General features: G+C 68.6%; 9 protein-coding genes. 5 read left to right on the forward strand and 4 right to left on the reverse strand.

Features of this window, described 5'->3' with window-relative positions; genetic code table 11:
• Window positions 1-11 precede the first annotated feature (11 nt).
• Complete coding sequence (locus ACWFRB_RS18835) at window positions 12-2,624, reverse strand: hypothetical protein (protein ID WP_452642695.1); 2,613 nt, start codon at window positions 2,622-2,624, stop codon at window positions 12-14.
• Window positions 2,625-2,739: 115 nt separating this feature from the next.
• Between ACWFRB_RS18835 and ACWFRB_RS18840 the strand changes: the two genes are divergently transcribed.
• Entirely contained in the window at window positions 2,740-3,159 is a 420-nt protein-coding gene (locus tag ACWFRB_RS18840) for an ArsR/SmtB family transcription factor (RefSeq protein WP_452642697.1), read from the forward strand.
• Window positions 3,156-4,184, forward strand: a complete 1,029-nt coding sequence (locus ACWFRB_RS18845; RefSeq protein WP_452642699.1) for a cation diffusion facilitator family transporter — start codon at window positions 3,156-3,158, stop codon at window positions 4,182-4,184. Before ACWFRB_RS18840 ends, ACWFRB_RS18845 begins: the two co-directional genes overlap by 4 nt.
• On the opposite strand, the gene ACWFRB_RS18850 is transcribed toward ACWFRB_RS18845, so the two are convergent.
• Both ACWFRB_RS18850 and ACWFRB_RS18855 read right to left on the reverse strand, forming a co-directional pair.
• Window positions 4,181-4,600 carry a Fur family transcriptional regulator gene (locus tag ACWFRB_RS18850; protein WP_027499979.1) on the reverse strand — a complete coding sequence of 140 codons (420 nt, stop codon included), beginning with the start codon at window positions 4,598-4,600 and terminating at the stop codon, window positions 4,181-4,183. The genes ACWFRB_RS18845 and ACWFRB_RS18850 overlap by 4 nt on opposite strands.
• The gene (locus tag ACWFRB_RS18855) at window positions 4,597-4,965 is read right to left on the reverse strand and encodes an ArsR/SmtB family transcription factor (protein ID WP_452642702.1); all 369 of its coding nucleotides are present in this window, start codon (window positions 4,963-4,965) and stop codon (window positions 4,597-4,599) included. Before ACWFRB_RS18855 ends, ACWFRB_RS18850 begins: the two co-directional genes overlap by 4 nt.
• 191 nt (window positions 4,966-5,156) lie before the next feature.
• On the opposite strand from ACWFRB_RS18855, the gene ACWFRB_RS18860 reads away from it, so the two are divergent.
• Complete coding sequence (locus tag ACWFRB_RS18860) at window positions 5,157-6,548, forward strand: glycine--tRNA ligase (RefSeq protein ID WP_452642704.1); 1,392 nt, start codon at window positions 5,157-5,159, stop codon at window positions 6,546-6,548.
• A 165-nt stretch (window positions 6,549-6,713) separates the two neighbouring features.
• Window positions 6,714-9,065, forward strand: coding sequence for an ATP-binding protein (locus tag ACWFRB_RS18865; RefSeq protein ID WP_452642706.1), 2,352 nt, complete (start codon window positions 6,714-6,716; stop codon window positions 9,063-9,065).
• A 93-nt stretch (window positions 9,066-9,158) separates the two neighbouring features.
• On the opposite strand, the gene ACWFRB_RS18870 is transcribed toward ACWFRB_RS18865, so the two are convergent.
• Window positions 9,159-9,812: a hypothetical protein gene (locus ACWFRB_RS18870; RefSeq protein WP_452642707.1), complete on the reverse strand. Its 654-nt coding sequence runs from the start codon at window positions 9,810-9,812 to the stop codon at window positions 9,159-9,161.
• Between ACWFRB_RS18870 and ACWFRB_RS18875 the strand changes: the two genes are divergently transcribed.
• The coding region (locus tag ACWFRB_RS18875) for a hypothetical protein (protein WP_452642709.1) at window positions 9,811-10,009 on the forward strand (199 nt) is incomplete at its 3' end. The two genes, ACWFRB_RS18870 and ACWFRB_RS18875, sit on opposite strands and share 2 nt — an antisense overlap.

Genomic DNA, 10,009 nt, shown 5'->3' on the forward strand with positions numbered 1-10,009 from the left:
GCGCTCAGGCGTCACCGGTGTGCGCGTTTGGATTCGCGGGCCGCCTTCTTGGCGGAGCGGGTGATGCTCTTGAGCTCGTCGCGGGTGAATCCGAGGTGATGGGCGGATCGCATCCAGGTGTAGAGGTCCGATGCTGCACGGTGGCTGCCGAGTTGCGCGTAGCAGGCCGCCAGGTCGAAGGCGGACTTGCGACCTCGTTCGGCGATGTCGGCATCGGGGAAGGCGCCGGCGATGTCCAGGATCGTTCGGTGGGCGCCGGTCGCCTCGGGTAGGCGGCCGAGACCGGTCAGGAGCAGCGCCTTGTTGCGCAGTGTCTTGATGCGGCGGAGCCGGCGCTCGGCGGAGTCGACGGACTGGTCGTGGATTCTGAGGACGTGGTCGTAGGCGGCGATCGCGGCGAAGGGGTCGTCCAGGTCGTCGATCAGGACTGCGCGGTTGTAGGCGGCGACTTCGCGGGCGTTCACGATGTCGCCGTCGGTCGATCCGTCGGCGAGCCGCTCGAGCGCCTCGTAGGCCTCGATCGCGGCACGCTCCTCGCCGAGCCGGCCGAGCGCGATGCCGAGCCTCAGGTGACCCCGTGCGTGCACCCGGCGTGCCCGGGTGTCGAGACCGGGGCGGCGCAAGGCGGCGCCGCGTGCGACGGCGACGAGCTCCTCCCACCGCCCGGCGTCGACCAACAAGCCTCCGAGCACGTCCGACGCCGCGAGCCCGAGCATGACGATGTTCGGATCGGGGTCTGCGCCGGTGTCGGCGACAATCGCCGTGAGGAGTTCTTCGGCGTCCGCGCGGCGTCCCTCCTCGACCGCCCGGTCGGCCTGGTGCACCTGTTCGCGAAAATCGCGGTAGTTGGCCTCTCCCGCCGAGGCGGGGGCCGCATCCGTGGGGGAGGAGATCGCGAGGATCCGTTGATTCTCGGTCGCGAGTTCGACGGTGTCGCGAACGTCAGGGTCGTCGCTGTCCGCATGTTTGGTCACCAGGCCCTGCAGCACCGTCGCCGCCACCTGGCGTTCGCCGCGCTCTGCCGCGCGTGTCGACTGAGTGAGGCGTCGCCGGGCGTCCAGGCGGCGGATGCGGACGTCCTCGTCGTCGGCGAACAGGTCTGCGAAGCGATGTAGGGCACCATCGATCTCGGCGGGATCGAGCCCGGGTGACTGCCATATCGAGAAGAGCGCATTGGCCGCCCACAGGCGCACGTCGGCGTCGGAGTCGGGGGCCGAGCGAGCCACGGTGTCGCCGATGACGCGGCGAGATTCGGCCAGCTCGCCTGCTTCCCGCAGTAGGCGTCCTCGCCAGTACATCGCCTGGGCGATCGCGGCCGGGACGCCGGGCACACCGGCGGCCGTGGCGTAACGGTGGGGCACCTGCGCCAGCGCATCGAGTGCATCTCCGCGTCGTCCGATGTCGGCGAGTCGGAGTGCCCTGTCGACCATCGCCAGGGCGAGCGGCACGACGAGGCGCTCGTCGTGTTCGTGCCCAGGGAACCGAGCATCGAGCCGCTCGTAGAGTCGCACGGCACCCTCGGGGTCGCCGAGATGCGCGGTCACCTCGGCGAGACGTGCCGCCACCCGCGCCCGTGCTGCGGCGGTGAGCGGGCTCGGGTCGGCGCCGAACGCGTGGTCGGCGTGCGCGAGGACTTGTCGACCGGCCTCCGTCACCGCGCCCGCGTCCCCTGAGACGCCCCTGAGCACCCACCACAGGATCGCCTCGCGCGCGTCCTCGGATGCGCAGGTGGCATAGCGGTCCACCAGTGCGGCACCGTGTTCCACGGTGGCGAGGTCGCGCTCGGTGTGGGGAAGCCGCTCCAGTATCTGGTCCAGATGCCGGACCTGTTCGGTGGCCGCCTCGGAGCCGAGATCGGCGACGGGCACGTCAAGGGCGCGGAGGCCGTGGGCAATCGCCACCGCGGCAGGCGCTCCCCGGCGGATCTCGTCGTCGACCAGACAGAGCGATGCGGCGTACAGGAGCGTCCGTGCCGAGGGGACGGGCTCGGCCTCGGCGATCACACGGTGCATCAGGCCGATCGCGGACTCCGGGTCATCGCCGATGTCGTAGCGGATCTGCGCCGCCTGATAGAGCGCTGCAATGCGCAGGTGACGCAGTCTGTCATCGGATTCCGAGGTGAGCGTGAGCGCCAGCGTCTCGAGTCCGACCGCGACTCGATGGCGATCCCGTCCCAGGTGCCGCCGCAGGATCTCGGCGGTGAACATTGCTTCAGCTCGTGCCTGTCGCACACCGAGCGGTTGATGGTCCCCGATGTGACGTGCCGCGAACGACTCCGCCGCTCGCATCACATCGACCAGCACGACCGCATCATCGGGCTCGTGTCTGTGGATCCACTCGATCGCCTCGAGCTCGGCGAGTGCGCGGGCCTCACGGACGGCGTCGCCGTCGAAGCCGTCCGTGAGTTCGCTCATCCTCGCGATACGCCGCTCGACGACATCGGGCGTTTCGGACGGAGCTTCCATCCGGACGAGCATCCCGGTCGCCTCGGCCACGGCTACTGCTTCCACGTCCTGGGCGGCGGACCTCTGCGCATCCAGCGCCAGCGTCAGGATCGCGTGCGCCTGCTCCTGATCGCCCTCAGCGATCAGCTCGCGCGCACGGCGCACGACGTCACGAACCATCTTCGATCCTTCCCGGGATGTCCCCAGAATCTATCGGCCTCGATGAGCGCGGCGGACTTGTACGTCGCGTATGTCCGGTCGAGCCCGACGCCGCTTTCGGGAGTATTATCTGCGTATGAATGCAGATAATGCAGCTTGCCGCCGGCGGCTGCAGGACGACCAGGTGGACCTGGTCGTTGAGGTATTCCGCATGCTGGCCGATGCCACTCGCGTGCACGTGTTGTGGGCCCTGGTCGACCGGGAATGCTCGGTCAACGAGCTGGCGGCGCACGTCGGCAAGCCGGCACCGTCGGTGTCCCAGCATCTGGCGAAGCTGAGGATGGCGCGGCTGGTACGGACACGCCGCGAGGGCACGACGGTGTTCTATCGGCTCGAGAACGACCACGTGCGCCAGTTGCTGACCGACGCGGTGTTCAACGCCGAACACGCCGGTCCCGGCGTGCCCGGCCATCACCGCACCGACAGCGGGTTGCGGGTCCTGCACGCCGATGGCGCGGGGGAGGCTGCGGTCGGCGAGATCGGCGGCCCGGCATGACACACGAACACCACGGGCACGGCCATCGGACGGCGGACGGCGGCGGTCTTCGGTCCGCGGTGCGGGAGGTGTTCGTCCCGCACCGCCACGACGCGGCCGACCGCGTGGACGATGCCCTCGAATCGAGCGCGATCGGCATCCGGGCGGTCAAGGTCAGCCTGGTCGTACTGGGTGTCACCGCGCTCCTGCAGCTGGCGATCGTCGCGGTCTCGGGGTCGGTGGCGCTGCTGGCCGACACCATCCACAACTTTTCCGACGCGCTGACCGCCGTCCCGCTGTGGATCGCGTTCGCGTTGGGCCGCCGCGCCGCGACCCGCCGCTACACGTACGGGTTCGGTCGCGCCGAGGATCTGGCCGGCCTGTTCGTGCTCGCCATGATCGCGCTGTCCGCGCTGATCGCGGGATACGAGGCGGTGCGTCGGCTGCTCGATCCGGTGCAGATCGAGCACCTCGGATGGGTGGCGGCGGCCGGGTTGGTCGGGTTCATCGGCAACGAGCTGGTCGCGCTCTACCGGATCAGGGTCGGCAGGCAGATCGGGTCCGCCGCCCTTGTAGCGGACGGCCTGCATGCGCGCACGGACGGATTCACCTCGCTCGCAGTGCTGTTCGGTGCGGGGGGCGTCGCCCTCGGGTTCCCGCTGGCCGATCCCGTCGTGGGTCTGCTCATCACGGCCGCGATCCTGGTCGTGCTCATGAGCGCGGCGCGCGAGGTGTTCCGCCGGTTGATGGACGGCGTCGATCCGGATCTGGTCGATGCCTGCGAGCGTGTGCTCGCCGCCGAGCCGGGGGTGGCCGGGGTCCGGAGCCTGAGGATGCGGTGGATCGGTCACCGGCTGCACGCCGACGCCGAACTCGACATCGACGCCGGTGCCAGTCTCGAGGACGCGCACCGGATCGCGCATCGAGCCGAACACGCTCTCACCCAAGCGGTCCCGAAGTTCTCGACCGCTCTGGTACACGCATATCCCGCGCACCCACCGGCGCGGGCGGCCCGAGCGGCGGGCGCGGAATCGAGCCGACGCTAGGCGGAGCAGTTGCGGCAGGTGCCGAAGATCTCGACGGTGTGGCTGACGTCGGTGAAGCCGTTCTCGTCGGCGATGGACTGCGACCACTGCTCGACCGTCGGGCCCTCGACCTCGACGGTGAACCCGCACGACCGGCACACCAGGTGGTGGTGATGGCCGGAGGAGCAGCGGCGGTACACCGACTCGCCGGTGTCGGTGCGCAGGACGTCGACGGTGCCGGCATCGGCGAGGGTCTGCAGCGTCCGGTAGACCGTCGTCAGGCCGATGCCCTCGCCGCGCTTGCGCAGCTCGTCGTGCAGGTCCTGCGCCGAGCGGAACTCGTCGATCTCGTCGAGGAGTGCGGAGATCGCGCTGCGTTGTTTGGTGGCCCGCACGCCGACCACGACGGGGCTGCGCCGGTCGTTCTTTTCGGTCACGGTCTCGGTCCTTCCTCGGCGTGGGCGACTGCGTCGATCACGATGTGGGCGAGGTGGTCGTCGACGAGGCGGTAGAACACCTCGCGGCCGGTGCGTTCGCCGCGCACGACGCCCGCCGACTTGAGCACCCGCAGGTGTTGGCTGATCAACGGCTGGGTGACGCCGAGCGCCTCGACGAGTTCGTGCACGCAGCGCTCCGCGTCGCGCAGCTGGAGCACGATCGCGATCCGCACGGGAGCGGCAAGGGCGCGCAGGATGTCACCCGCCGCGCTCAGGGTGTCCTTGCTCGGCAGGGCGGCAGGCGGCCTGGAGCCGGACGGGACGTGTTCGGTGGCGTGGAGATCGTCGGCATCGCTGATGCTCACCCCGCACCCACCTCCTCGTCGGATCCCGTGGCCGGTCCCGCTCGCCTTATTGCAAATCGATTCCATTTTGATATGCATGGATGCGCATGTCAAATGGGGAGATTTCGGTCGGCCCGGCGGGGCAGATAGGCTGGGGCGCAGAAAACCGCACGTGACCGCAGCATCTATTACCCAGATGGAGAGCTCCCCAAGTGGCACCCAAGTCCATGATCGAGACCGTCGCCAACCTCGCGAAGCGCAGGGGGCTCGTCTACCCCTGCGGTGAGATCTACGGCGGTACCAAGTCTGCCTGGGACTACGGGCCGCTCGGCGTCGAGCTGAAGGAGAACATCAAGAGGCAGTGGTGGCGCAACATCGTCACCAGCCGCGACGACGTCGTCGGCCTCGACTCCTCGGTGATCCTCCCGCGCGAGGTGTGGGTCGCATCCGGGCACGTCGGGGTCTTCAACGACCCGCTCGTCGAGTGCCTGAACTGTCACAAGCGGCACCGCCAGGACCACCTGCAGGAGGCCTTCGCGGAGAAGAAGGGTCTGGACAACCCCGACGACGTGGCCATGGACCTCATCGTGTGCCCGGACTGCGGCACCGTCGGCCAGTGGACCGAGCCGCGCGACTTCAACATGATGCTCAAGACGCACCTCGGCCCCATCGAGACCGAGGAGGGGCTGCACTACCTGCGGCCCGAGACCGCGCAGGGCATCTTCGTCAACTTCGCCAACGTGCTCACCACCTCGCGCAAGAAGCCGCCGTTCGGCATCGCCCAGATCGGCAAGAGCTTCCGCAACGAGATCACGCCCGGCAACTTCATCTTCCGCACCCGCGAGTTCGAGCAGATGGAGATGGAGTTCTTCGTCAAGCCGGGCGAGGACGAGCAGTGGCACCAGTACTGGATCGACACCCGGCTCGCCTGGTACACCGACCTCGGCATCGACCCAGAGAACCTGCGGCTGTACGAGCATCCGGCCGACAAGCTCTCGCACTACTCGACCCGCACCGTGGACATCGAGTACCGCTTCCGGTTCCAGGGCAGCGAGTGGGGCGAGCTCGAGGGCGTCGCCAACCGCACCGACTTCGACCTCAAGACCCACTCGGAGCACTCGGGCACCGACCTGAACTACTTCGACCAGGCCAGCGGCGAGCGGTTCACCCCGTACGTCATCGAGCCGGCAGCCGGCCTGACCCGCTCGCTGATGGCCTTCCTGGTCGACGCCTACTCCGAGGACGAGGCGCCGAACGCCAAGGGCGGGGTCGACAAGCGCACCGTGCTGCGCCTGGACCGTCGCCTTGCCCCGGTCAAGGCCGCCGTCCTGCCGCTCAGCCGCAACGCCGACCTCACCCCCAAGGCGAAGGATCTCGCGGCGTTGCTGCGTAAGAACTGGAACGTCGAGTTCGACGACGCGGGCGCCATCGGCCGCCGCTACCGTCGCCAGGACGAGATCGGCACCCCGTTCTGCATCACGGTCGACTTCGACACCCTCGACGATCAGGCCGTGACGATCCGCGAGCGCGACACCATGGAGCAGGAGCGGGTCTCGCTCGACAAGGTCGAGGGCTACCTGGCCCAGCGACTGATCGGCGCCTAGATCTCAGAGTGAAGGGGCTGTCCCCGGCCACCTCGGCCGGGGACAGCCCCTTCGCCGTTCTCGCCGTGCGACTTCGAACGGAACACACGGGCCATCGATCCCCCTGCCATGGTGTGACAGGGGTAGTTTCGATCACACGACAACGACGAAACGACAGGACGCTCGATGGCGACCTTGGTGAAGCAGAAGCCCGGAAACCTGCCGGCGGAGCTGACCAGTTTCATCGGCAGGCGCCACGAGATCGCCGAGGCGAGGCGGCTTTTGGCGATCTCGCGGTTGGTGACCTTGGCCGGCATCGGTGGGGTCGGCAAAACCAGGCTGGCCTTGCGGGTCGCCGAGGATTCGCGGCGAGCTTTCGCTGATGGGGTGTGGTTCGTCGCGCTCGGTGACCTGCAGGATTCCGACTTGTTGGTGGAGACGGTCGCCGGCGCGCTCGGGCTGCCGGATCAGCCGGGCCTGTCGTTGGCTCGCCTGCTGGCCGATCACCTCTCCACCCGGCACACATTGTTGGTCCTGGACAACTGCGAGCACCTCTTGGGTGCCGTCGCGGATTTGGCGCAGAAACTGTTGCGAGAGTGCCCGGAGCTGCGGATCCTGGTCACGAGCCGCGAGATCCTCGGGGTGGACGGGGAGCGGGTGCTGCGGGTGCCGCCGTTGACTGTTCCCGATGTGGAGCAGCCGTCACAGCTCGAGGCGATGCCCCGATACGAGTCGGTGACGCTGTTCGTCGCGAGGGCCACCGCCGCGGTGCCTGATTTCGCGCTCACCGAGGCCAATTGCGCTGCGGTAGCGGCAATCTGCGGCAGGCTGGACGGGCTGCCGTTGGCCATCGAGCTGGCCGCGGTGCGGATCCGCGCGATGTCGGCCGAGCAGACCCTGCAGCGCCTGACCGACAGCTACCGGCTGCTGACCGTCGGTTCCCGGGTGGCACCGTCCCGACAGCAGACCTTGCGGTCCTGCGTGGACTGGAGCTACGAGCTGTGCGGGCCCCGTGAGCAGCAGCTGTGGGCCTGGCTGTCGGTGTTCGTTGGCGGTTTCGAGCTGGACGCGGCCGAGGGCATCTGTCCCGAGGATCTGGTCACCGACGGATTTCTCGACTCGGTGGCCTCGCTCGTCGACAAGTCGATCCTGGTTCGCCAGGAACACGGGGCGGTGGTGCGATTCGGCATGGCCGAGACGATCGGCGCATACGGCAGGGAGAAGCTGCGCGAATCCGGCGACTATTCCACGGCGCAGCGGCGGCACCTGGCGTGGTACGAGCGGTTGGTGAAGCGGGTCGAGATCGAGTGGATCGGCCCCGACCAGGTGGACTGGGTCGATCGATTCGATCGGGAACAGCCGAATCTGCGGGAGGCGCTGACGTTCAGCATGACCGAATCGGTCATCGCCACCGACCCGGATGTCACCCCGCGCATGGCGAACGCCCTGTGGCTGTTCTGGTCGTGCCGGGGTCTGTTGACGGAGGCCCGGTATTGGATGGGCCGCTGCCTCAACGGCTCGGACACCGCGAGTGCCGAGGAGCGCGTCAAGACGCTGTACGGCGACTCTTTGTTGGCGGGGATGCAGGGCCAACTTGAGGAGGCCGCGGCACGGGCGGTGGAATGTTGTTCGCTCGCACAGCAATTGGGGCATGCGGAGTCGCTCGAGATCGCGAACTACGCGCGTGGATATCTGGCCCTGTTCACCGGAGACCTCGCAGCGGCGGTCGAACCGTTCCAGTCGGCCCTCGCCGGGGCACGCGCGGAGGGCTCCCACCCGACTGGGACCGGACTCCAGATCGCACGATCGATAGGCGGGTTCCTCGGCCTGGCGATCGCGAGTGGACTGTCGGGTGACGAGGAGACCGCGATCGCCTGTCATGAGCAGGTGCTCGCGATCACCGCGCCGCGAGGCGAGTCCACCTACCGTGCGTGGGCGTCATGGGCCCTCGCGCTGACCGCACTGGAGGCGGGGGAGACCGATCGGGCAACAGCCCTCCTGAAATCGGCGTTGCCGCTCCTCCGGCGCCTCAAAGACCTGGTCGTGGCGGGCTGGTGCCTCGAGTCGTTGGCCTGGGCCGTGATACGCGAGCACCAGTCAACCCGGGCCGCCGTCCTGATGGGCGCCGCCGAGACGCTCGCGCAGACGGTCGGAAGGATCTCGGTGACCCTCCCGAACCTGCTCGGCAACCACGAGGAGTGCGAGCAACTCACCCGTAATACGCTCGGGGACAAGGCCTATGGCGAAGCATTTCGCACCGGTACCGCCATGAACCTCGACGAATCCGTCGCCTACGCACTCGGGGAGAATCTCACCGACCAGCCCCGGCCCGCGCCGGTGTCCTCACTGTTGACCCCGCGCGAAACCGAGGTGGCCCGGCTGGTCGCGGCAGGCCACCCGAACAAGGTGATCGCCTCGATGCTGGTGATCTCGCCCCGCACCGCCCAGGGCCACGTCGAACACATCCTGTCCAAGCTCGGGTTCACCTCGCGAACCCAGATCGCCGCCTGGATCGTGGAGAACCAGCAGGATCCATAGCCCGGATCGAGCGTCGTGCTGTGCACGTCAGAAATGAAGGGCCCGTCCCCGGCCGCGGTGGCCGGGGACAGACCCTTCATCGCGTGCCGGTCGTCAGGAACCGAAGCCGGCCAGGAGTTTGCTGAGGCTGCCCGTGCCGCCGGTGCCGCCGGTGCCGCCCGTTCCGCCGGTGCCGCCGGTGCCGCCCGTTCCGCCCGTTCCACCGGTGCTGGCGGGGGCAACGGTGATCGACGGGCCCTTGTTGCCGTAGTTGCCGCTGCCGAGTGATCCGGTGTAGTCCATGCCGGTGGCCAGGGGGGTGCCGATGGGGCAGTTCGCGCCGACCTTGTAGGAGACGCTGTACTCCGGTGTTGCGTGGAAGCCCGGGCGATTCTGGACCACCCAGGAGATGACGCTCCAGGAGGAATGGGCGTAGTCGGGCTTGACGTCGTCGGTGTCGGTCGGGGCCCCGCCCATCTTGGCGGAGCCGGGGATGTAGGTCAGGCAGGACGGATGCCGGTCCGTGACGCTGTAGATGTACTCGTCTACCCAGCTGGTCCGATCGAACTTCGTGGTCACGGTCACCGTGTCGCCCACAGTTGGGGTGGTGTTGCTGATGGTCCGGGTGAACTGGGACTTGCCGTCATCCCACGAGGTCGAGCCGGGGGCAGCGCCTGCGGTACCTGCCCCGAGGACGGCGAGCGCCCCCATGGACAGTACGGCGGCAGCGCCTGCGGCGACGCCTCGGGTGATCGCTCGTTGTGTCATGGCTGTTCCTTCGGTGGTTGGGAATGCGACCGTCGGCTTCGGCATGAGGGTCGCGGCGTTGGGGGCGTGGATCCGTGTGCTCGGCGCGCGGCGGTCGCTGCGCCGAGCACACGGGGTCGAGGGGCGGGTGTCGATCACCCGGGTGCGGGAATCAGCCGCCTGCGCGGTGGCCGAGGGGCCGGCGCTCCTCGGGAGAG

Source organism: Rhodococcus sp. NPDC055112 (genome assembly GCF_053607505.1).

Bases quoted from the DNA above. Each gene is read 5' to 3' on its own strand.
- ACWFRB_RS18835 (WP_452642695.1), bottom strand. From the start codon at position 2,624: ATGGTTCGTGACGTCGTGCGCCGTGCGCGCGAGCTGATCGCTGAGGGC.
- ACWFRB_RS18840 (WP_452642697.1), top strand. From the start codon at position 2,740: ATGAATGCAGATAATGCAGCTTGCCGCCGGCGGCTGCAGGACGACCAG.
- ACWFRB_RS18845 (WP_452642699.1), top strand. From the start codon at position 3,156: ATGACACACGAACACCACGGGCACGGCCATCGGACGGCGGACGGCGGC.
- ACWFRB_RS18865 (WP_452642706.1), top strand. From the start codon at position 6,714: ATGGCGACCTTGGTGAAGCAGAAGCCCGGAAACCTGCCGGCGGAGCTG.
- ACWFRB_RS18870 (WP_452642707.1), bottom strand. From the start codon at position 9,812: ATGACACAACGAGCGATCACCCGAGGCGTCGCCGCAGGCGCTGCCGCC.